Genomic DNA, 21,545 nt, shown 5'->3' with positions numbered 1-21,545 from the left:
CACATTTTTCAAAGGAGGTGGCCGATGCAGGCTCTCGACGCGTTGCTCAACCGTGTTTCCGTACCCCGACTGGTCGAACCGGCCCCCACTGCCGAGCAGCGCGAAGCCCTGTTCGGCGCAGCGTTGCGCGCCCCGGATCACGGGCATCTGCAGCCGTACCGCTTTTTGACCGTCGAAGGCGCGGCACGTGAACAAATGGGCGAGCTGCTGGCCGAGGCGGCCCGCCAGCAGGGCGGCGAAGTCACTGAAGCGATGATCGACAAGGCCCGCAATGGCCCGTTGCGCGCGCCGCTGGTGGTTGTGGTGATCGCGAAACTGCAGGAACACGTGAAATATCCGAAGGCTGAGCAATTGCTCACGGCGGGCTGCGCGGCCCACGGCATTCTGCTGGCGGCGTATGCGCAGGGGATTGGTGCGGTGTGGCGCACCGGGGATCTGGCGTATTCGAAGCATGTCGCCGAAGGGTTGGGGCTGGTGGAAGGCGAGGAAGTCATTGCGTTCCTCTACCTTGGTACGCCGCAGAAAGAGCCGCGCGTGGCAGAGAAGGTCGATCTGGCTGAGTTCGTCAGCGCCTGGCCCGGTAAGGCTTGAAGATCAAAAGCCCCTCACCCTAGCCCTCTCCCGGAGGGAGAGGGAACTGATTGGGGGATGCTTTGGAATTACACCGACCTGAGCCGCCTTCGCTGGATCCAGATTCGCCTCAAATGCCGGACGTGGTGTTTCTGCGAATCCATAATCGACCCGGTCTTTCACGTCGATGCATCACGCCAGACACCTCGGTCAGCTCCCTCTCCCTCGGGGAGAGGGCTGGGGTGAGGGGCTTTTCAGGGCTGGACCACGACTCCCGGTACGAGGGGCAATTCCAGACTCGCCACAAACCCGCCCTGCGCATGATTGGCCAGCGTCAGCGTGCCGCCATGCCGTTCCGCCGCCCGTTTGGCGATCGCCAGTCCCAAGCCATGCCCGGCGGCCGTCTGCCCCGGCGCTCGGTAGAACGGCTCGCCCAGCTGACTCAGATGCTCCGCCTGCACGCCCTGCCCGTGGTCGCGCACGCTGATGACAATCCGTTCACCCTGCCGCGAGGCCTGCAGTTCGATCGGCTGATCGCTGGGGTTGAAGCGCTGGGCGTTGCGCAGCAGATTATCCACGGCGCGTTCGATCATCGTTGGCCAGCCTTTGAGATTCAGCTGCGGCTCGGCTTGCAGGCGCACGGTCTGTTCAGGCGAGCTCAACTGCGCATCCTTTTGCAGCGTGGCGAGCAGTGCATTGAGGTCCACGTCTTCAGCACTGGCGTTGTCGGCATCGACTCGCGCGAGCACCAGGATTTCACTGATCAACGCCTCCAGCCGATCGCATTCACGGGTCAGCCGTGGCCACAGTTTCTCGCGTTCTTCAGGATTGGCGCGCTCGGCCAAGGCCAAGGCAATACGCAGGCGCGCCAAAGGTGAGCGCAATTCATGGGAGACATCGCGCAGCAACTGCCGCTGACTGCCAATGAGACTTTGCAGACGTGCGCCCATGCGGTTGAAATCGGTGGCGAGCACGCCGAATTCGTCGCGTCGGTTGGCCAGTTTTGCCAGGCTGTTCTGCTGATAAGTGGTCTGTCCCAGATCATGCACCGCGCCGCGCAAGCGACTGAGCGGGCGGGTGATGGAGAAGGTCACGAGCAAACTGAACAGGGTCAGCACCACCAGTGCAATGCCCAGCGCACTCAGCGGCCAGAGCAGGCTTTCGCGGTGCCAGGCGTCGAGTTCCGGGTGCGGGATGCGGTAGATGAACAGGTAGGTGTCACCGGTTTTCTCACTGGTGATCTCGTCAGTCAGACGCCGCCACGGCAGACGGCGATCGTCGTTGTTCTGCCGCGCTTCGAACGCGGCGGCGCGACGCGGGAAGGTGCCACGCACCACCGGGTCGCCGGTTTCGTTGAGCACCTGAACGTCGATGTGATACTGGCGTTTGCGTTGTTCGAGGATGTCCTGCGCCGCTTCTTCGCCCTGGGCCTCGTAGGTCTGGGTCCATTCTGCCGCCAGTGTGTTGAGGCCGGGATGGCGGCTGAGTATCCACGCGTCCTGATTGAGCATGTGCCCAAGCAGGATCGACAGCCCGGCTACCAGAGCGATGGCCAGCCAGAAGCTCGCAAGAATCCGCCAGAACAGTGAACGCACAGAAACTCCTCAAAAAACACAAAACCCTGTAGGAGTGAGCCTGCTCGCGATAGCGGTGGGTCAGACAAAAATCTGTCAACTGACACACCGCTATCGCGAGCAGGCTCACTCCTGCATTTGGATCGATGAAAACAGGCCCGACGATTTGAGTCGTCGGGCCCAGGGTCAAGCCATTATTGCGCCTTTTGTGCCTGCTGCGCTTTCCAGGCCTTGAACTCGGCCCATTCGGCGCGGCGTTCGGCGCGTTTTTTCTGGATCTCGTCGAACTGCTTCTGTTGCTCGGGTTTCAGCAGTGCGCGGACATCGGATTCGGCTTTCTTGTGGTTGGCCGCGATCTCGTCCTTCATGGCTTTCTGGTCGGCCGGCGAGAGTTTTTCCAGGTACTTGTCGACCACCTGCTTACGCTCATGCATCTGCTCGCCCATGATCTTGCGGATCTGCTCGCGCTGTTCGCGGGTCAGGTCGAGCTGGCTGTACGGGCCTTTGCCGTGCATGCCGCCGTGCATCTGACCACCGTGGCGCGGGCCATCAAGCGGACCACCCAGCGGACCGCCATCCTGCGGCATGGCCATGGCCACGGTTGGCAGAGCGGCAGCGAACATCAGAGCGATAAGAGTCTTGCGCATGGTGTATCTCCTTTTCTCGTTCCCGGTACGTTCCGGATGAGTGCAGATTACGCAGATCAAGGTCAGCGGCGGTCAGCGCAGCGTAAAGCTTCGGTAAAGACGCTTCGTACCCGAACTGACAAACACTGATGTGAATGACCCGCGTAGCAATGTGGGAGGAGCTGAAGGCTGCGATCTTTCTGATTTGCAGTTGAGGAAGATACGCATTGAATTGAGAGTCGCCCTGCAGGGTGTTGATGCGAAAGGACGGGAACAGTGATCGTTGAGCAGTCATCAAAGTGAGGTAACATCTGCTCATCGTGAAGTTCAAAGGAGAAAAACGATGGCAGGAAAGCCGGTCGCAAGGCTCGGAGATCCAGGGAGTCACGGCGGAAATATCACGACTGGATCAAGTCCTATTTTTGTGAATTCGATGCCCGTGGCTTTGGTTGGGGATATTTACTCTTGCCCAATTCACGGCAGCAATCCCATCACGACTGGCGCTCCCCATGTTTTCGGTTTGGGGAAAGAAGTTGCCCATGTTGGCTCCCTGACGGCATGCGGAGCGACGATTACTGCTGGATCGCCCGACACCTTCGTAGGTGAGTCTGGTGGTGGCGCTCCAATTAGCTTCTTCTCGGAATTTTTGAAAGAAAAGACTTTCGTTGAGTTTCAGTTGCTCAACGAAAGAGGTGAGCCTATCGCCAACGAGGCGTATGAATTGACGCTCCCCGATGGCACCTTGTTGACAGGCTTGCTTGACGAAAATGGCTTTGTGCATGTTGCAAATGTTCCTAGGGGAAATTGCAGCATAAAGTTTCCGAAACTTGAAGATACGGAACATCTTTAATGGTTCAGCCCACTCAATCTACTAGCACAACACAGTCAGCAAAGAACACAGGTGTGTCAGGGAAAACAACGAAGACCAACCAGGTAGTCGTATCCGGTGCCTATATGGAAATACTGGTGGGAGGCCCTTACACTCGCGATAAAGAAGAGCATCCTTTCGGACACGCAGCTTTACATGTAGTGGTGGGTAGCAAAGATATCACTTACGACTTTGGCCGTTATGGTAAGACATGGGGTACGTTTGATAGCGAGGGTGAGGGCGTTCTGAATGTCTGGACTTCTTTCAAGGCTTATATCTCTGGTGAAAATAGCTTAGGACGTACGACGACAGGTTTTGTTTATTTTTTGGATAACGCAAAGGCTGAGGCTGTGATCGCTCATTTCGATGCTGTTATCGCTCAGCAAAAAGAGCAGAGGAGAAAAACAGCTTCGTCAGCACGTTATGTCCTTCCTTCAAACTATCACCCGACCACGAATAACTGCACAACAGTGACGATTGCAGGAGCAAAGGTTTCAGGTAAGTCTATTTTGTACAACCCTTCGAAATATAACGAAATGCGAGGTCTTTCTTTCATCGAACGGCAGGCCGCGCGTACGCAAAATAGTCCGCAGGATGGGATCTTCATGCCTGCGGACTTGCAAGCCATGCTCGAAGCAAATGCCGAGGCACCCTATGATAAGAAAAACGTTTACAAATAAGCGACTCGGCCTATGCCTGGCGGCAGTAGCTTTAACCGTCAATGCGATTTTTTTGGCTTTTCTGATTTTTGATGATAATGCGAAGGGGCACGATATGAAGATGATCAAAACTAAAGAACCGTTGCTGATCGAGGGTCCAAACGGCGACGAGAATTACTACGTGCTGCCGCAGGGTACTACGCTATATCACGATAAAAGCTTTCCTGAAGGGCATGATCGTTATGTGGTGTATCTCAACCATAAGGGTACGATTGCCCACGAAGAAGTACCGATGAAGCCTGAGTATGGCGGTTCTTTCATTGATCCGCTCTGGCTGGCAAATGTTGATGCGAATACTTTGCAAGAAATTTTCAAGCGTTTTCCACTTTCCAAAAAAGACATTGCCGCTGCCATTAAGGCCAACGAGATAACCAAGGACGATTTGGCCGACATTATTCGTTCGATGCCCGATTAACCACTGCAAAGTCACCGACGGCTGCATTCCCTACAGAGCGTGGAAACGATCAGATACCCCTCTGTAGGAGTGAGCCTGCTCGCGATGGCGGCGCGCTATACAAGAATGTGTTGACTGACACACCGCCATCGCGTGCGGCTCACTCCTACAAGGCGCAGGTCTTATAGGCTGTAGTAATAACCCCGACTACGCAGCGCAACGATGCGCGGGCGGCCGTCGGGGTGGGGGCCGATTTTTTTGCGCAGGTTGCTGACGTGCATGTCGAGGCTGCGGTCGTACAGGGTCAGCTTGCGGCCAAGGGCCAGTTGCGCCAGTTCCTGTTTGTCCAGCGGCTCGCCGGGCTGCTTGAGCAGGGCTTCGAGCAGGCGGCTCTCGGAGACGGTGAGGGTCAGTTCTTTTTCGTCGATGCTGACCACGCCGCGCACCGGGCTGAAACTCAGATCACCCAGCTCAAGCTGCGTCGATACGGCCGCCGGGTGGCTGCGGCGCAACACGGCGCGCAGGCGTGCAGTGAGTTCGCGTGGGTCACAGGGTTTGGCCAGATAATCGTCGGCACCCAGTTCGAGGCCGAGGATGCGGTCCAGCGGTTCGCCACGCGCCGACAGCATCAGCACCGGCAGGTCCGCATGGTCGTTGCGCAATTGCTTGAGCAGTTCCAGACCGCTGCCGTCGGGCAGCATAACGTCCAGCACCACCGCCGCCGGGGCGGTTTCGGCCAACGCCTTGTGGGCGCTCTGGCCATCGTGGCAGGCGCGCACCTGGAAGCCTTCCTGGCTCAACCAGCTACTCAGGAGTTCGCACAACTCCTGGTCATCATCAATCAGTAACAGCTCGCTCATGACTCACTCAATTTAGCCATTGCCGACGTTTTCGGCTTGCACCACTGGCAAAGATACCGCAGAGCAGCGCCAATAGCGCTACCCCGGCGCCAGTGACGAACCACTGCTGTTGATCGGTCAGCAAACGCGGCAACGGGCTGGCCTGGGCTTCCTTGAGTTGCAGCTTCAGACGCTGGTTCTCCTGGCGCAACCGGGCAAGCTGGGCGCTTTCGCGAGTGTTGTCGGCATTCTGCAGTTGTTTGTTCAGTTCTTCGCGCTGCTGTTCACTGGCCTTGAGCCGCTGTTGCAGCTCGGTGATCTGGCTGCCGGCGCTCAGTGACAATGGCGTGGAGCTGCCGCTTTCGGTGGTTTCCTCACCATGGGCGGGCGCCATGATCGACAACGTGAGCAACATCAGACACAACGGACCCTTGCGCATCGCGACACCTGTTTCCAAATGGATATTGGGCAGGTTGTCGGCAGGCAAACGAGAATAATGAGCGATTGAGAGCGTGATGAACCGAGAAGGTTCAGTGCCGCGAGCAGTGCCGAGGGATGGCACATGTTGAAACTGTGGCGAGGGAGCTTGCTCCCTTGCCACAGGTTTTCTCTTGCTTCTTAAGGCAGGACTTGCTTGAACGGTTTGACGGTCACGTTGGCATAGACGCCAGCGGCGATGTACGGATCGGCGTCGGCCCAGGCCTGGGCAGCGCTGAGGGAGTCGAACTCGGCGACGATCAGGCTGCCGGTGAAACCCGCTGCGCCCGGATCATTGCTGTCGACCGCCGGATGCGGGCCGGCCAGCACGATCCGGCCTTCGCCCTTGAGCGCTTGCAGGCGTTCCAGATGCGCCGGGCGCGCGGACAGACGGGCTTCGAGCGAGTTGGCAACGTCGGTGGCAATGATGGCGTAGAGCATGTCAGTCCTCGGTTTTTGGCGTTGTGGTATCGGTGTCATGCAGATGACGCGACAGGTAGATGCCCTGTGCAACCAGGAACAGCACGGTCATGCCCAGGCTGCCGAACACCTTGAAGTCGACCCAGATGCTCTGGAAGGTGAAGGCGACGAACAGGTTGGCGGCGCCGCAGAACAGAAAGAAGGCGATCCAGGCGATGTTCAGACGGGTCCACACAGGATCCGGCAGCGTCAGCGCGTGGCCCATGATGCGCTTGATCAGCAGGCGATCACCGATGAAGTGGCTGCCGATGAAAGCCGCAGCGAACAGCCAGTTGACCACCGGCGCTTTCCATTTCAGGAAGGTTTCGCTGTGGAAGGCCAGCGTCAGGCTACCGAATACCAGGCAGGCGATGAGCGTCAGCCATTGGCTCTTTTCCAGCTTGCGCTGCTTGATGAACAGCGCGCCGTACACCACCAGGGAGCTGATGATCAGCATCGCCGTGGCGCTGTAGATACCGCCTACGGTCACTTGCTGGCCGGCAATGTCGACGACCCGTGGATCAAGTTTGTAAACGATGAAGAACAGCAGAAGCGGGATGAAATCGATGAATTGTTTCACAGTGAGAGCCAGAAGCTGGATGTGGCGGCATAATAACAAACATACGGGCGCGCGATAGCGCCAGCTGATTTGAGGTTACAACTCCCAGTGAATGTTGATTTGCACTGCCACAGCACGGCCTCCGACGGCGCCCTGGCGCCTGCGGTTCTGGTTGCGCGTGCGTTCGAGAACGGCGTGCGGGTCCTGGCGTTGACCGACCACGACACCCTCGAAGGCCTCGCCGAAGCGCGGACGGCGGCCACCGCGCTGGGCATGCAGCTGGTCAACGGCGTCGAATTGTCCTGCACCTGGGGCGGGGCGACCATTCATGTGTTGGGCTACGGTTTCGACGTCAACGCCGCGCCGTTGGTCGAGGCGATCGCGAAACTGCACGATGGCCGCTGGCTGCGGTCGGAAGAAATAAGCCGCAAGCTCGCCCTCAAGGGCATGCCCGGCGCCATTGAGGGCGCCCGGCAGATCCAGCAGGAGCTGGGCGGCAGCGGCAACGCGCCGGCCCGTCCGCATTTCGCCGACTGGATGGTGCGTGAAGGTTTTGTGAAGGATCGCGCCGAGGCGTTTCGCAAATGGCTCGGCGCCGGCAAGCTCGGCGACGTCAAGCTGCACTGGCCGACCCTGGAAGACACCGTCGGCACCCTGCGCGCCGCCGGTGCCTGGGTCAGTCTGGCGCATCCCTGGCACTACGATTTCACCCGCAGCAAACGCCGAAAGCTGATTGCCGACTATATTCAAGCAGGCGGGCATGCAATCGAGGTGGTCAATGGCCACCAGCCTGCGGAACAGGTGGGCAGCCTGGCGATCCTTGCCCGTGAGTTCGGTCTGCTGGTCAGCGCCGGCAGTGACTTCCATGGCCCTGGCGGCTGGTCCGAGATCGGCCAGTACCGGCCGGTTCCCGAGGACCTTCCACCCCTGTGGTGTCGGTTCAAACATGACACAGATATTGCCGCCGTCTGAACAGGTAGAGAATGTGAGTCAATTTTTCCAGATACATCCGGAAAACCCGCAAGCGCGCCTGATCAAACAGGCGGTCGAGATCATCCGCAAGGGCGGGGTGGTGATTTATCCCACGGACTCGTCCTACGCCATCGGTTGCCAGATCGGCGACAAGACCGCCATCGAGCGTGTGCGACGTCTGCGCCAGCTCGATGAAAAGCATAACTTCGCGCTGATCTGCAGCGACCTGTCGCAACTGGGCAACTACGCCAAGATCGACACCGGCACCTTCCGCATTCTCAAGGCGCATCTGCCGGGGCCTTACACCTTCATTCTCAACGCCACCCGCGAAGTACCGCGCCTGTTGCTGCATCCGAAGAAACGCACCATCGGCCTGCGCGTGCCCAGCCATCCGATTGCGCTGGCGCTGCTGGCCGAACTCGGCGAGCCGCTGATGAGCGTGACGCTGATCATGCCCGGCGACGAAGACCCACTGAGCGATCCGTACGAAATGCGCCAGTTGCTTGAGCATCAGGTCGATCTGATCATCGACGGCGGTTTCGGCGGCATCAAAGCGTCGACGGTGATTGACCTGACCGGCGACGACCCGGAAGTGGTCCGCGTCGGTTGCGGCGATCCGACGCCGTTCATGGTCGAGGCCTGAATGTCCGCAGTGGAAACCGTGGTCGATCCCCAGGCCGGCGCTCAGCAGGAACTGCCGTTTGCCATGGTCTATGGCCAGGCGGTCATGGAAATGCCGCTGGACCTGTACATCCCGCCGGATGCGCTGGAAGTCTTTCTTGAAGCCTTCGAAGGCCCGCTCGACCTGCTGCTGTACCTGATCCGCAAACAGAACATCAACATCCTCGACATCCCGGTGGCGGAAATCACCCGCCAGTACATGGGCTACGTCGAGTTGATGCAGTCGGTGCGTCTGGAACTGGCCGCCGAGTATCTGGTGATGGCGGCGATGCTCGCCGAGATCAAGTCGCGCATGCTCCTGCCGCGCGCGGAAACCGTCGAAGACGAAGAAGACGACCCGCGCGCCGAACTGATCCGCCGCTTGCAGGAATACGAACGCTTCAAGGCTGCCGCTGAAGGTATCGATGGCCTGAGCCGGGTCGGTCGCGATGTGATCGTGCCCAAGCTCGATGCCCCGGAAGCACGGGCGCGTAAACTGCTGCCGGACGTGGCGCTGGAAGAAATCCTGATGTGCATGGCCGAAGTGCTGCGCCGTGGCGACATGTTCGAAAGCCACCAGGTCAGTCGCGAGGCGCTGTCCACCCGCGAGCGCATGAGCGATGTGCTGGAACGGCTCAAAGGTGGCGGCTTCGTGCCGTTTGTCGAGCTGTTCACCGCTGAAGAAGGTCGCCTGGGTGTGGTGGTGACCTTTATGGCGATCCTTGAACTGGTCAAGGAATCCTTGGTCGAGCTGGTGCAGAATGAGCCGTTCGCCGCGATCCACGTGCGAGCCCGAGCCGAATAACGAGTCCCTACATGAACCTGACTGAACCCCGCGAGCTGGCGCCCCTGCTTGAAGCCTTTCTGTTGGCCTCGGGAAAGCCGCAATCCCTTGAGCGCCTGTTTGAACTGTTCGAAGAAGGCGAGCGGCCGGAGCCGGCGGTCTTCAAGAAAGCCCTGACCCTGCTCGGCAAGTCCTGCGAGGGCCGAGCGTTTGAGCTCAAGGAAGTCTCGTCGGGCTATCGCTTGCAGATCCGCGAGAAGTTTTCGCCGTGGGTCGGGCGGCTGTGGGAAGAGCGCCCGCAGCGCTATTCTCGTGCTTTGCTGGAAACCATTGCGCTGATCGCCTATCGCCAACCGATCACCCGGGGCGAAATCGAAGACGTGCGTGGCGTCGCGGTCAACAGCAACATCGTCAAGACCTTGCTTGAGCGTGAGTGGATCCGCGTCGTCGGCTATCGCGACGTGCCGGGCAAACCGGCGATGTTCGCCACGACCAAGGCGTTTCTCGATCACTTCAACCTGAAAAACCTCGAGGACCTGCCGCCGCTGGCCGAACTGCGCGAAATGGAAGCCGAGCCGGTGCTCGATTTCGACGACGCGCCGGTGCCGCAAAGTCTGCAGGAACTGGCCGACGCCAGCGCCGAGCCCGAGGAGGAAAAGGAAGAAACCAGCTTCCATTCCCTGCTGCTGGAACTGGACAGCATGGAGGAGGGGATCAAGACCGACTTCGACGATTTGCTGCGCGATGCGGCGGATGGCGAAGCGCCGGTGCCCGAGCCTGAGATCATCGAACACGCGATTGATGTGGAACTTGAGACCGCGCCTGACGCCGAACCGGAAGACGACATTCTCGGTGTCGCCGAGGCCCGCGAAAAACTTCTGGCCGCTGTCGCCGCCCTCGAGCAGCCGGAACCCGAACTCAGCGAAGAAGAAGCCGAAGCCCGCGCCCTGGCCGAAGCCATCGAAGCCGAACGGCGCGAATTCGACGATTGACCCGATTCCCGGAACACCGCCATTCCCTGTAGGAGTGAGCCTGCTCGCGATAGCGGTGTAACTGACAAGATGATGTCGACTGACCCACCGCTATCGCGAGCAGGCTCACTCCTACAATGGATTCGTGTTTTTCCGGAGACCTCGATGAGCTCAACCAAAGACCCCTGCATCAGCCTCTGCAAATTCAGCGACGACATCTGCCTCGGCTGTGGCCGCAGCAAGCGCGAGATCAAGGCCTGGAAAAAGCTCGACAAGGACGACAAGCGCACTGTGCTGGCCGAAGCCGCGCTGCGCCTGATCAAACTCGGCGGTGCCGGTCGGCGGAAAAAGAAATAACTGGCAATCGATCAGCTAGTCTCTGATGCGCGACGGCGCACATCCGCGTATGATTCGCGACCCTTCGCCGATCCCTTCGGCCGAATACCCAGATTTCAATGCTTCAGGCGTCGCCTGAACAGACCACACCGGGAGGTGCCCAGATGAGTGACATCAATCAGAAAGACGACCAGGAAATCGGCCCAGCAGGCGAAAAGCTGCAGAAAGTCCTCGCCCGTATCGGCGTCGGCTCGCGCCGTGACGTCGAAGCCTGGATCAGCCAAGGCCGGATCAAGGTCAATGGCAAAGACGCCACCCTTGGCCTGCGTGTCGACATGCACGACGCCATCACCATCGATGGCAAGGTGATCAAGCGCGAAGAGGCCGCCGAATCGGTGCGCCGCGTGATCATGTACAACAAGCCCGATGGCGAGATCTGCACCCGTGACGACCCGGAAGGCCGTCCAACCGTGTTCGACAAGCTGCCGCGCCCGAAAGAAGGTCGCTGGATCAACATCGGCCGTCTCGACATCAACACCACCGGTCTGCTGATGTTCACCACCGACGGTGAGCTGGCCAACCGTCTGATGCACCCGTCCTACGAGATGGACCGTGAGTACGCTGTGCGTGTACGCGGTGAAGTCGACGACGAGATGATTGAACGCCTGAAAGCTGGCGTGGTGCTCGAAGACGGTCCGGCGCGTTTCACCGACATTCAACAGGCCCCGGGCGGTGAGGGCTTCAACCACTGGTACCACTGCGTGGTCATGGAAGGGCGTAACCGCGAGGTTCGGCGTCTGTGGGAATCGCAGGGTCTGGTGGTCAGCCGTTTGAAGCGCGTGCGTTTCGGTCCGGTGTTCCTCAACTCCGACCTGCCGATGGGCCGCTGGCGCGAAATGAGCCAGTACGAAGTCGACGTACTCAGCGCCGAAGTCGGCCTGACGCCGGTAGCAATGCCGCAGCTGAACGCCAAGAGCAAGGACAAGCTCGAGCGCATGCAGCGCAAATCGTCGCGACCAATGGCCAAGACCGAGCGCGTGCGCACCCTGCGCCCAGCCGCTGGCGCACCGACCGGGCCACGCCCGGGCCGCGAGCCGCAGATCGAAGGCGAGCGTCCAGGTCGCAAGCCGGTTGCCCGAGACGGCGAGCGCGCACCGCGTCCAGCCAATGGCCGTACTGAGCGTGGCGAACGCGGCGCTCCTGCCGGTCGCGGTACGCCAGTAGCGGATCGCCCGGCCGATACCACCAACAAGCGCCCGGCCAAGCCTGCGCCAAAGCGCCCGGGGATCAAACTGGTCGACGGCGACAAGCCATCGGGCAAGCGCCGCGGCGCACCGGCCGGCTCGGGCCAGCGCCCGGGTTTCGGACGCAAGAAGCCGGAGTGAGGCAGCTGTGAGTTTCTAGCTGCAACCTGCAAGCTGAAGAAAAAACGCCAACCTCAGGGTTGGCGTTTTTTTTTCTGGCTCTCATATGCGGTGCGCTCACCCGTAGGAGCTGACGAGTGAAACGAGGCTGCGATCTTTTGATGTTGATTTTCAAGATCAAAAGATCGCAGCCTCGTTTCACTCGTCAGCTCCTACAGGGCTCATGCGGAGGCTGGAACACGAATCGTCCGTCGAACACCGGCCGATAGCAAGCTAGCTACCGTCAAGACGCAGACATCCTTCAGAAATTTCTGATTCGGAAAATTTACGTTACGGGTTGTAAAGAAAAGCTGACGGTTCGGTGCGATCTATACGGTGGTTTCACGCGTTGCGTGCGGTTGTAAGGAAAAGCTTCCGTACGCCATTCGATCTGGTGCTGCGTGAGGCTCCGGGGCGCTTGTTTCCGTTGTTCAGGCGAGGTGTGATGCGCGGCATGCCTGTTGTGCAGGCCAATAACAAGAAGGAGGCGCAATGAACGCCGCGACTGATTTCCACTTCTCCCCGTGGGACGGTTTTTTCCTCGTCCCCGTCGATGGCCCGCAAAGGCCTGACTCATATTTTGCAGCCGCTCGAGACGATCGAGGCGGACACACGCAATCCCGGCAACCGACACGCTGATCAGGCGGGTCTGGCAGCAGGGGGTTAGCGGTGTACAATGCGCCGCGTTTTAACTGTGACCCTCTGCGTAATCGCAAAAATATCGAGGCTACCCGCCTTGTTCACTCCGCCGCGCCACAAGCGTGCCGGGTTCGATTTCGTCACAGATAAAAACAAACAGGTGACGCATGACCGTTGTAAATGAGCTGAACTCCTGGTGCCTGCGCTGGGGTTTGATCGGGGCTGCCTGAAATCGCAACCTTGCAGCAACGTCTACTGAACATCATCAAACCTTGCGTGAGACCTTTTTCATGAGTGGACAACCCTCGCAATCAGGCGAGCTTAAACGCGGCCTGAAAAATCGCCATATTCAACTGATCGCCCTCGGTGGCGCGATCGGTACCGGATTGTTCCTTGGTTCTGCCGGGGTCCTGAAATCCGCCGGCCCGTCGATGATCCTCGGCTACGCCATCTGCGGCTTCATCGCCTTCATGATCATGCGCCAGCTCGGCGAGATGATCGTTGAAGAGCCGGTGGCCGGTTCCTTCAGCCACTTCGCGCACAAATACTGGGGCGGTTTCGCCGGTTTCCTCTCGGGCTGGAACTGCTGGATTCTGTACATTCTGGTGGGCATGTCCGAGCTGACAGCGGTCGGCAAATACATCCATTACTGGGCGCCGGACATCCCGACCTGGGTCTCCGCTGCGGCGTTTTTCGTACTGATCAACGCGATCAACCTGGCCAACGTCAAAGTTTTCGGTGAAGCCGAGTTCTGGTTCGCGATCATCAAGGTTGTGGCCATTGTCGGCATGATCGCCCTTGGCAGCTACCTGCTGGTCAGCGGCCACGGCGGCCCGCAGGCCTCGGTGAGCAACCTGTGGTCCCACGGCGGTTTCTTCCCCAACGGGGTGAGCGGTCTGGTCATGGCCATGGCGATCATCATGTTCTCCTTCGGTGGTCTGGAAATGCTCGGTTTTACCGCGGCTGAAGCCGACAAGCCGAAAACCGTGATCCCGAAAGCGATCAACCAGGTGATCTACCGCATCCTGATTTTCTACATCGGCGCACTGGTGATCCTGCTGTCGCTGACCCCATGGGACAGCCTGCTGGCAACCCTTAACGCGTCCGGCGATTCGTACAGCGGCAGCCCGTTCGTGCAGGTGTTCTCGATGCTCGGGAGCGACACCGCTGCGCACATCCTCAACTTCGTCGTGCTGACCGCCGCGTTGTCGGTGTACAACAGCGGCACCTACTGCAACAGCCGCATGCTGCTGGGCATGGCCGAGCAGGGCGATGCGCCGAAAGCGCTGGCGAAAATCGACAAGCGCGGCGTGCCGGTGCGTTCGATTCTGGCTTCGGCGGCAGTGACCCTGGTTGCGGTGCTGCTCAATTACCTGATCCCGCAGCATGCGCTGGAACTGCTGATGTCGCTGGTGGTTGCAACGCTGGTGATCAACTGGGCGATGATCAGCTACTCCCACGTCAAATTCCGTCAGCACATGAACCAAAGCAAACAGACGCCGCTGTTCAAGGCGTTGTGGTATCCGTACGGCAACTTCGTCTGCCTGGCGTTCGTGGTGTTCATCCTCGGCGTGATGCTGCTGATCCCGGGGATTCAGATCTCGGTGTACGCGATTCCGGTGTGGGTGGTGTTCATGTGGGTCTGCTACCTGATCAAGAACAAGCGCAGTGTGCAGCCGGTGGTGGCTGCAACGGCGAAATAACAGCGCATGCAGAAACGACAAACCCGGCCAGAGTGCCGGGTTTGTTGTTTCCAGGGTTCATGCAAATCCCTTGTAGGAGTGAGCCTGCTCGCGATAGCGGAATGTCAGGAACATATTTGTCGACTGACACCCCGCTATCGCGAGCAGGCTCACTCCTACAGGGGGTCTCCAGCAGGATTGCGATGATTTTCAGGTTATCCTGCACGCTCTGATTACGGACGCTTTTCCATGCTGGTGATTTCCAACAATGTGCATCTGCCGGATGCCGAGATCGAGTTGACCGCCATCCGCGCGCAAGGCGCCGGTGGGCAGAACGTCAACAAGGTTTCCAGCGCCATGCACCTGCGCTTCGACATTCCCAATTCGTCCTTGCCGGAGTTCTACAAGGAACGCCTGCTCGCACTGCGCGACAGTCGCATCACCAGCGACGGCGTGCTGATCATCAAGGCGCAGCAATATCGCACCCAAGAAGCCAACCGCGCCGATGCGCTGGAGCGGCTGGTCGAGCTGATTCTCAGCGCCACCAAAGTCGAAAAGAAACGCCGCCCGACCAAGCCGACCCTCGGTTCGAAGAAGCGTCGGCTGGAGTCGAAAACCAAGCGCGGCAGCATCAAGGCCGGACGCGGCAAAGTGGATTTTTAAGCCTCGCGGTATTTCGCCGTGTGCTTGTACAGATAGACGCTCAAGCCAAGTCCGCTCAACGCCGCAAATGCGGCAAACAGGAAGATCGAAGCAAAGCCGAACCCGGCGGCAATCGCCCCGGCCAATGGCCCGGTGATCCCCAGCGACAAGTCGATGAACAGTGAATAGGCACCGACCGCCGCACCACGGCTGGAGGCCGGCACCAGATTCACTGCTTCGACGCCCAACGCCGGGAACACCAGCGAAAAGCCAAAGCCGCTGAGCGCCGCACCGGCCAGGGCCCAGTGCGCATCCGGCGCGATCCAGAGCAGCAACAATCCCAACGTTTCCACCGACAGGCAGGCGATCGCTACTCGGAAACCGCCGAGGCGGTTGATCAGGTTGCCGAACAGCAGCCGCGCGCCGATGAAGCTGGCGCCGAACAGGCTCAGGCACAGCACGGCGTTATCCCAATGCTGGGTCGCGTAGTACAGGGTGATGAAGGTGGCGATGGTGCCGAAGCCGATCGAGCCCAGCGCCAGTCCGCAGCCGTGAGGGAAGACTTTGCCCAGCACATGCATGAACGGCAAACGCTCACCAGCGACAATCGGCGCCGCGGTCTTCGGCCATGCCAGCGCCAGACCGAGCAAGGCGAGGAGGATGATGCTCACGCCCATGCTCCACAAACCCAGGCGGCTCACCAGCCACACGCCGAATGGCGCGCCGATCGCCAGAGCGCCGTAACTGGCGATGCCGTTCCAGGAAATCACTTTCGCGGTATTCGCCGCGCCGACGCGACCGATGCCCCAGCCAATCGAACCGGAACCGACCAGACTCTCGGCGCTGCCCAGTACCAGGCGGCCGATCAACAGGCTGATCAGGCTGAGCAGCGGCAGGTTCGGTGTCCATGCGGAAATCAGCATGAACACACCGCTCACGCCACAACCCGCGAGGCCAATCATTACCGCGCGCTTGCTGCCCTGATTGTCGATGATCTTGCCGGCATACGGACGGCTGAGCAGGGTGGCGAGGTATTGCACGCTGATCACCAGCCCGGCGATCACCGCGCCGAAACCGAGGTCACTGTGAACGTAACCCGGCAACACGGCGAGCGGGATGCCGATGTTCAGGTAACCGATGAAGGTGAAGAGGACGATGGAAACCACTTGCAGCGTAACCGCCAGCGGGCGCTGGGGCTCGGATATAGACGACATGGGTAACGATCCACGGGAGCAGCAGATTGGATAGGCTGCTCATGATACCGGCGTGAACCGTTCAGGGGCGGGGAAAAGTAAAACTATTTGCCGGGCGGCGCTTTCAGGATTTTGCCGGGGCGACCAGTTGCGTGGTGACGAGGGCGGCGAGGGCGTTCTCTTCGCTGCCGAAACGCTCGAGCAGGGCAGCTTGCTTCTCGGGCGACAGGCGATTCCAGATCTCGATCATTTTCTCGGTGGCGCCGATCAGTACGGCAGCTTGGCTTTCGGAGAATTCGTCGGTCATGGCGGGCTCGGGTTCAGGCAGTGTGGAAAGCGCATGTTAGCGCTTTCCACACGGTCTGTACGGCGGGTCTTACTCTTCGCTGTCGGCTTTGCGGCTGTCAGCGGCTTCTTGCGGCTCGGGCTTATCAGCGCCGGTGTGTTGCGGGGTCGTCTGCTCAGGTACGTGCAGGCTCGGGAAGGGGAGATTGGGAATCTCGTGCATGGTTGCGCTCCTCGCTAAGTCTGTTGATAGATCAGGTGCTCCGCGCTTTACAAAGCCTGCGCAGGATACAGCAGGAAAAATGACAATCAGACTTTTAATTCAAATTAATGCGACAGATGGCCGCAGGGGAGGGCAACCCCCAAAGGTCACCACAAAACAAATGTGGGAGCGAGCCTGCTCGCGAAGGCAGTGTGTCAGGCAACATTTTCGTTGAATGACACGCCGCTTTCGCGAGCAGGCTCGCTCCCACAGGGTTTTGTGTTGCAGTAACTATTTGCAAACGCTGGCGATGGCTTCGGCCAGCGAGGTGATGCGGGTAGCGTCGATGCCAGCGACGTTGGCCCGGCCGGAGCTGACCATGTACACGCTGTGCCGTTCGCGCAGGTGCTTCACCTGTTCCGGCGACAGGCCGGTGTAGGAGAACATCCCGCGTTGCACGCCAATATGCGCGAAACGCTCGCGCAAACCGTGCGGTTCCAGCGCTTCGACCAGACCGCTGCGCAGCTGCGCGATCCGCAGACGCATGGCTTCCACTTCATCGGCCCAGCGCGCTTTCAGCTCTGGATCGGCAAGGATGGTCGCGACCACTGCTGCGCCGTGATCCGGCGGCGTCGACCACAGATTGCGGGCGATGTTGGCCAGTTGGCTGCGGATGTCGGTGAGCTTGTCGGCGCTGGTCGCGCAGACGATCAGCGCACCGGTGCGGTCGCGGTACAGGCCGAAGTTCTTCGAGCAGGAACTGGTAATCAACAGCTCCGGCACCTGTGACGCGAACAGCCGGGTCGACCACGCGTCCTGTTCGAGGCCATCACCAAAACCCTGATAAGCGAAGTCGATCAGCGGCAGCAGATCGCGGCTGCGCACCACTTCAAGCACGCGCTTCCAGTCGTCATGGTTCAGGTCGAAACCGGTCGGATTGTGGCAGCAGGCATGCAGCAGCACCACGTCGCCCTTCGGCACTTCCCTGAGCACGGCGAGCATCGCTTCGACGTCTAGGCGGTTGTCGCTACCGACGTACGGGTAGTGGCTGACCTTGACCTTGGCTGCGGCGAAAATCGTTTCGTGGATCGGCCAGGTCGGGTTGCTCAACCACACACCTTTGCCCGGCAGGCATTGCGCGATGAAGTCGGCAGCCAGACGCAGGGCTCCGGTGCCGCCCGGGGTCTGGGTGGCGCCGGCGCGTTGTTCGGCGATCAACGGCGAGTCGGCACCCAGTACCAGCTCATTGATGACCTTGCCGAACAGCGGGTTGCCGTGGCCACCGATGTAGGTCTTGGTGTCCTGGCTTTCGACCATCCGCGCTTCGGCGATCTTCACCGCTTCCGGGATCGGCGTCAGACCCTGGGCATCCTTGTAGACACCAACGCCGAGGTCGAATTTGCGCGGATTGGCATCCTGCGCATAAGCCTCCATCAAACCGAGGATCGGGTCGCCGGGGACCCGGCCGATGGCGTCGAAGTGCATTACTTGCGTCCTTCTGCGGTCTTCGCCACTTCGTCAGTGCGCGCAGCCATGATGAAGTCGTTGCGGTGCAGGCCTTTGATCGAGTGGCTCCACCAGGTCACGGTGACTTTGCCCCACTCGGTCAGGAGGCCCGGGTGGTGACCTTCGGCCTCGGAGATCTCGCCCACGGCGTTGGTGAACGCCAGCGCATGTTTGAAGTTCTTGAACAGGAAAACCTTCTCCAGCTGCATGATGCCGTCGCGTACTTCGATGTTCCAGTCAGGGATCTGCTTGATCAGGATCGGCAGTTCTTCATCGCTGACTTGTGGCGCATCGGCGCGGCAGGCTTCGCAGTGGGCTTGGTTCAAAGTCGACATGGTGTATTCCTGAAATCGAGTGTGTTTTTTATTAAAGCGCATGTGCCGTCATTGCCGTCACGCTAAAGCAAAGCGGCGGCGACGCACAGACGCAATTGTCAGCAAAAGTCGCGGTTCAGGCGGCTTTCGGTTTCGGCGGAAATTTTGGCGCGTGCAAGCCCAACTGCATGCCCTGGCGAACCATGGCCATGATGTCTTCATGGGCGACATCGAACAGGCGCTTGAGATTCGGCAAGACGAAGTACAGCGGTTGCAGGATGTCGATGCGATACGGCGTGCGCATGGCTTCCAGCGGATCGAACAACTGATGCTCAGGCTCGTCCGACAAGCAGTAAACGCTTTCTTTCGGCGAGGACAGAATCCCGCCACCGTAAATGCGCTTGCCCTGCGGGGTGTCAACCAGACCGAATTCGATCGTCATCCAGTACAACCGCGCCAGATACACGCGCTCTTCCTTGGTCGCCTGCAGACCGAGCTTGCCGTAGGTGTGGGTGAATTCGGCGAAATACGGGTTGGTCAGCAGCGGGCAGTGGCCAAAGATCTCGTGAAAGATGTCCGGCTCCTGCAGATAGTCGAGTTCTTCGCGGGTACGAATGAAGGTAGCGACGGGGAATTGCTTGCTGGCGAGCAATTCGAAAAAAGTCTGGAAAGGAATCAGCGCCGGCACCCGGGCGACCTGCCAGCCTGTGGTCTCGCCAAGGACTTTGTTGATCTCGGCCAGTTGCGGAATGCGGTCGTGGGGCAGACCGAGTTTTTCGATACCGTCCAGGTATTCCTGGCACGCACGACCTTCAATCACCTTCAACTGGCGAGTGATCAGCGTGTTCCACACCGCATGTTCTTCGGCGGGGTAGTCGATAAAACCTTGCGCATCGGGCTCGCGAGCCACGTATTGCGTCTGCTTCATGCTGCTCTCCTGCTAGGGGAATCTGGTTTTTGTTATGTCCAGCGATGGCTACAGGAATACCCGAGAGCGTGATGGCGTGCAGCATGTTGACCCGCAGGTGCGTAGGAAAATTCTGCTTGTTTCGTAAAGTTATCGTTACGGTTTGTCGGCTAGAGCGCATTTACGGCGATTGGTGGGTTTGAAAAGGGCAGGGGCTGTCACATAATCTTGACAACTATCTGCGTGCCTCGACAGAAAATCGGGCGCCGTTCCCCTGTAGGAGTGAGCCTGCTCGCGATAGCGGTGTGTCAGTCGATGAATATGAACTTGATAGACCGCTATCGCGAGCAGGCTCACTCCTACAGGTTTCTCTTCGTTCAACCGGGCCTTTTTTTATGCGCATCAAAGTCCACTGCCAGAACCGCATCGGCATCCTGCGCGACATTCTCAATCTGCTGGTGGCGTACGGAATCAACGTTGCCCGCGGTGAGGTGGGTGGTGAGCATGGCAATGCGATCTATCTGCACTGTCCGAACCTGATCAACATCCAGTTCCAGGCGCTGCGGCCGAAGTTCGAGGCGATTGGTGGAGTGTTCGGGGTCAAGCGTGTCGGGCTGATGCCCAGCGAACGCCGGCATATGGAATTGAATGCGTTGCTCGGCGCGCTGGAGTTTCCGGTGCTGTCGATCGACATGGGCGGCTCGATCGTTGCGGCCAACCGCGCGGCAGCGCAATTGCTCGGGGTGCGCGTCGATGAAGTGCCGGGGATTCCGCTGTCGCGTTATGCCGAGGATTTCGACCTGCCGGAACTGGTGCGCGCCAACAAGTCGCGGATCAACGGCATGCGGGTCAAGGTCAAGGGCGACATCTTTCTCGCCGACATCGCGCCGCTGCAATCGGAGCACGACGACAGCGAGGCCATGGCCGGCGCGGTACTGACCCTGCACCGCGCCGATCGCGTCGGCGAGCGTATCTACAATGTGCGCAAACAGGAACTGCGGGGCTTCGACAGTATCTTCCAGAGCTCGAAAGTCATGGCCGCCGTGGTCCGCGAAGCGCGACGCATGGCGCCGCTGGATGCGCCGCTATTAATAGAAGGCGAAACCGGCACCGGCAAGGAACTGCTCGCGCGCGCCTGCCACCTCGCGAGTCCGCGTGGGCAGTCGCCTTTGATGGCGCTCAACTGCGCCGGGTTGCCGGAGTCGATGGCCGAGACCGAACTGTTCGGCTACGGCCCAGGCGCCTTCGAAGGTGCGCGGGCCGAAGGCAAGCTCGGCCTGCTGGAGTTGACCGCTGGCGGCACGCTGTTTCTCGATGGCGTTGGCGAGATGAGCCCGCGCTTGCAGGTCAAGCTGTTGCGCTTTCTCCAGGACGGTTGCTTCCGCCGTGTCGGCAGCGATGAAGAGGTCTATCTCGACGTGCGGGTAATCTGCGCGACGCAGGTGGATTTGTCCGAACTGTGCGCGCGCGGCGAGTTTCGCCAGGATCTCTACCACCGCTTGAATGTGCTGTCGCTGCACATCCCGCCGCTGCGCGAGTGCCTCGACGGTTTGACACCGCTGGTCGAGCACTTCCTCGATCAGGCCAGTCGGCAGATCGGCTGCCCGCTGCCGAAACTCGCCCCGGCGGCGATGGAACGGCTCAGCCATTACCACTGGCCGGGCAACGTGCGGCAACTGGAGAACGTGCTGTTCCAGGCGGTTTCGTTGTGCGACGGCGGTAAGGTCAAGGCCGAACATATCCGCCTGCCGGATTACGGCGTGCGTCAGCCGCTTGGCGATTTTTCCCTCGACGGAAATCTCGACGAGATCGTCGGGCGCTTCGAGAAAGCGGTACTGGAGCGGTTGTATTCCGAACACCCGAGCAGTCGACAACTGGGCAAGCGGCTGGGTGTTTCGCACACCACGATTGCCAACAAGCTGCGTGAATATGAGGTGGGCAAAGACGCGGCCGAATAACCTTGT

Annotated in this window: 25 protein-coding genes; 13 read left to right on the top strand and 12 right to left on the bottom strand. The window is 59.8% G+C overall.

Annotated features, from left to right (window positions below):
- Positions 1-24 precede the first annotated feature (24 nt).
- Entirely contained in the window at positions 25-591 is a 567-nt protein-coding gene (locus AEQ63_RS05570) for a nitroreductase family protein (RefSeq protein ID WP_064362083.1), read from the top strand.
- Between the two features lie 233 nt (positions 592-824).
- Here the strand turns inward: AEQ63_RS05570 and AEQ63_RS05565 are convergent, their stop codons facing one another.
- Together AEQ63_RS05565 and AEQ63_RS05560 are read right to left on the bottom strand one after the other, a co-directional pair.
- The gene (locus AEQ63_RS05565) at positions 825-2,165 is read right to left on the bottom strand and encodes a sensor histidine kinase (protein WP_064362082.1); all 1,341 of its coding nucleotides are present in this window, start codon (positions 2,163-2,165) and stop codon (positions 825-827) included.
- A 173-nt stretch (positions 2,166-2,338) separates the two neighbouring features.
- Positions 2,339-2,791, bottom strand: coding sequence for a Spy/CpxP family protein refolding chaperone (locus tag AEQ63_RS05560; RefSeq protein WP_042607494.1), 453 nt, complete (start codon positions 2,789-2,791; stop codon positions 2,339-2,341).
- Positions 2,792-3,113: 322 nt separating this feature from the next.
- On the opposite strand from AEQ63_RS05560, the gene AEQ63_RS27070 reads away from it, so the two are divergent.
- The 3 genes from AEQ63_RS27070 (at position 3,114) to AEQ63_RS05550 (ending at position 4,772) form a co-directional block, all read left to right on the top strand.
- On the top strand, positions 3,114-3,620 hold the full coding sequence (locus tag AEQ63_RS27070; protein ID WP_065617423.1) for a PAAR domain-containing protein: 507 nt from the start codon (positions 3,114-3,116) through the stop codon (positions 3,618-3,620).
- Entirely contained in the window at positions 3,620-4,318 is a 699-nt protein-coding gene (locus AEQ63_RS27745; protein WP_116659053.1) for a hypothetical protein, read from the top strand. Before AEQ63_RS27070 ends, AEQ63_RS27745 begins: the two co-directional genes overlap by 1 nt.
- 94 nt (positions 4,319-4,412) lie before the next feature.
- The gene (locus AEQ63_RS05550; RefSeq protein WP_223259156.1) at positions 4,413-4,772 is read left to right on the top strand and encodes a hypothetical protein; all 360 of its coding nucleotides are present in this window, start codon (positions 4,413-4,415) and stop codon (positions 4,770-4,772) included.
- Positions 4,773-4,933: 161 nt separating this feature from the next.
- On the opposite strand, the gene AEQ63_RS05545 is transcribed toward AEQ63_RS05550, so the two are convergent.
- The 4 genes from AEQ63_RS05545 to AEQ63_RS05530 all read right to left on the bottom strand — a co-directional run bounded on the left by AEQ63_RS05545 (position 4,934) and on the right by AEQ63_RS05530 (position 7,106).
- Positions 4,934-5,611 carry a response regulator transcription factor gene (locus AEQ63_RS05545; protein ID WP_064362080.1) on the bottom strand — a complete coding sequence of 226 codons (678 nt, stop codon included), beginning with the start codon at positions 5,609-5,611 and terminating at the stop codon, positions 4,934-4,936.
- 7 nt (positions 5,612-5,618) lie between these two features.
- Positions 5,619-6,029 carry a translation initiation factor 2 gene (locus AEQ63_RS05540; protein ID WP_016771128.1) on the bottom strand — a complete coding sequence of 137 codons (411 nt, stop codon included), beginning with the start codon at positions 6,027-6,029 and terminating at the stop codon, positions 5,619-5,621.
- A 179-nt stretch (positions 6,030-6,208) separates the two neighbouring features.
- A complete protein-coding gene (locus AEQ63_RS05535) occupies positions 6,209-6,508 on the bottom strand; it encodes a YciI family protein (RefSeq protein WP_064362079.1) in 300 nt (99 codons plus the stop codon).
- 1 nt (position 6,509) lies between these two features.
- Entirely contained in the window at positions 6,510-7,106 is a 597-nt protein-coding gene (locus tag AEQ63_RS05530) for a septation protein A (RefSeq protein ID WP_042607495.1), read from the bottom strand.
- Positions 7,107-7,193: 87 nt separating this feature from the next.
- On the opposite strand from AEQ63_RS05530, the gene AEQ63_RS05525 reads away from it, so the two are divergent.
- The 8 genes from AEQ63_RS05525 (at position 7,194) to arfB (ending at position 15,195) form a co-directional block, all read left to right on the top strand.
- Positions 7,194-8,057, top strand: a complete 864-nt coding sequence (locus AEQ63_RS05525) for a PHP domain-containing protein (RefSeq protein ID WP_064362078.1) — start codon at positions 7,194-7,196, stop codon at positions 8,055-8,057.
- Between the two features lie 13 nt (positions 8,058-8,070).
- Positions 8,071-8,700 (top strand): L-threonylcarbamoyladenylate synthase, encoded by a 630-nt coding sequence (locus AEQ63_RS05520; RefSeq protein WP_016771124.1) that lies wholly within the window; start codon positions 8,071-8,073, stop codon positions 8,698-8,700.
- A 123-nt stretch (positions 8,701-8,823) separates the two neighbouring features.
- The gene (locus AEQ63_RS05515) at positions 8,824-9,522 is read left to right on the top strand and encodes a segregation and condensation protein A (protein ID WP_172828192.1); all 699 of its coding nucleotides are present in this window, start codon (positions 8,824-8,826) and stop codon (positions 9,520-9,522) included.
- An 11-nt stretch (positions 9,523-9,533) separates the two neighbouring features.
- Positions 9,534-10,493: an SMC-Scp complex subunit ScpB gene (gene scpB / locus AEQ63_RS05510; RefSeq protein ID WP_064362077.1), complete on the top strand. Its 960-nt coding sequence runs from the start codon at positions 9,534-9,536 to the stop codon at positions 10,491-10,493.
- 144 nt (positions 10,494-10,637) lie between these two features.
- Complete coding sequence (locus AEQ63_RS05505) at positions 10,638-10,829, top strand: DUF1289 domain-containing protein (RefSeq protein ID WP_016771121.1); 192 nt, start codon at positions 10,638-10,640, stop codon at positions 10,827-10,829.
- A gap of 143 nt (positions 10,830-10,972) precedes the next feature.
- Positions 10,973-12,193 (top strand): 23S rRNA pseudouridine(2605) synthase RluB, encoded by a 1,221-nt coding sequence (gene rluB, locus AEQ63_RS05500; protein ID WP_039761212.1) that lies wholly within the window; start codon positions 10,973-10,975, stop codon positions 12,191-12,193.
- A 947-nt stretch (positions 12,194-13,140) separates the two neighbouring features.
- Positions 13,141-14,553 (top strand): amino acid permease, encoded by a 1,413-nt coding sequence (locus AEQ63_RS05495; RefSeq protein ID WP_042607500.1) that lies wholly within the window; start codon positions 13,141-13,143, stop codon positions 14,551-14,553.
- A 228-nt stretch (positions 14,554-14,781) separates the two neighbouring features.
- Positions 14,782-15,195: an alternative ribosome rescue aminoacyl-tRNA hydrolase ArfB gene (arfB, locus tag AEQ63_RS05490; RefSeq protein WP_016771119.1), complete on the top strand. Its 414-nt coding sequence runs from the start codon at positions 14,782-14,784 to the stop codon at positions 15,193-15,195.
- Here arfB and AEQ63_RS05485 read toward each other — a convergent pair.
- The 6 genes from AEQ63_RS05485 to phhA all read right to left on the bottom strand — a co-directional run bounded on the left by AEQ63_RS05485 (position 15,192) and on the right by phhA (position 19,602).
- Positions 15,192-16,379, bottom strand: coding sequence for an MFS transporter (locus AEQ63_RS05485; RefSeq protein WP_042607636.1), 1,188 nt, complete (start codon positions 16,377-16,379; stop codon positions 15,192-15,194). The two genes, arfB and AEQ63_RS05485, sit on opposite strands and share 4 nt — an antisense overlap.
- A 112-nt stretch (positions 16,380-16,491) precedes the next feature.
- On the bottom strand, positions 16,492-16,674 hold the full coding sequence (locus AEQ63_RS05480) for a hypothetical protein (protein ID WP_039761215.1): 183 nt from the start codon (positions 16,672-16,674) through the stop codon (positions 16,492-16,494).
- Between the two features lie 69 nt (positions 16,675-16,743).
- Positions 16,744-16,875 (bottom strand): hypothetical protein, encoded by a 132-nt coding sequence (locus AEQ63_RS29075; RefSeq protein WP_268893344.1) that lies wholly within the window; start codon positions 16,873-16,875, stop codon positions 16,744-16,746.
- A gap of 270 nt (positions 16,876-17,145) precedes the next feature.
- Positions 17,146-18,339, bottom strand: a complete 1,194-nt coding sequence (locus tag AEQ63_RS05475) for an amino acid aminotransferase (RefSeq protein ID WP_064362076.1) — start codon at positions 18,337-18,339, stop codon at positions 17,146-17,148.
- Positions 18,339-18,695, bottom strand: a complete 357-nt coding sequence (locus AEQ63_RS05470) for a 4a-hydroxytetrahydrobiopterin dehydratase (protein WP_016771115.1) — start codon at positions 18,693-18,695, stop codon at positions 18,339-18,341. Before AEQ63_RS05470 ends, AEQ63_RS05475 begins: the two co-directional genes overlap by 1 nt.
- 115 nt (positions 18,696-18,810) lie before the next feature.
- Positions 18,811-19,602 (bottom strand): phenylalanine 4-monooxygenase, encoded by a 792-nt coding sequence (phhA, locus tag AEQ63_RS05465; protein WP_042607502.1) that lies wholly within the window; start codon positions 19,600-19,602, stop codon positions 18,811-18,813.
- Between the two features lie 374 nt (positions 19,603-19,976).
- Here phhA and AEQ63_RS05460 point away from each other — a divergent pair, with 374 nt between their 5' ends.
- Positions 19,977-21,539, top strand: coding sequence for a sigma-54-dependent phenylalanine hydroxylase transcriptional regulator PhhR (locus AEQ63_RS05460; RefSeq protein ID WP_042607503.1), 1,563 nt, complete (start codon positions 19,977-19,979; stop codon positions 21,537-21,539).
- Positions 21,540-21,545 lie beyond the last annotated feature (6 nt).

Origin of the sequence: Pseudomonas sp. RIT-PI-o, assembly GCF_001297215.1 — a bacterium.
In the GTDB taxonomy this organism is placed as follows: domain Bacteria; phylum Pseudomonadota; class Gammaproteobacteria; order Pseudomonadales; family Pseudomonadaceae; genus Aquipseudomonas; species Aquipseudomonas moraviensis_A.
The sequence above is the reverse complement of the archived record's forward strand: the minus strand, read 5'-3'. Positions and strand labels throughout refer to the sequence as shown.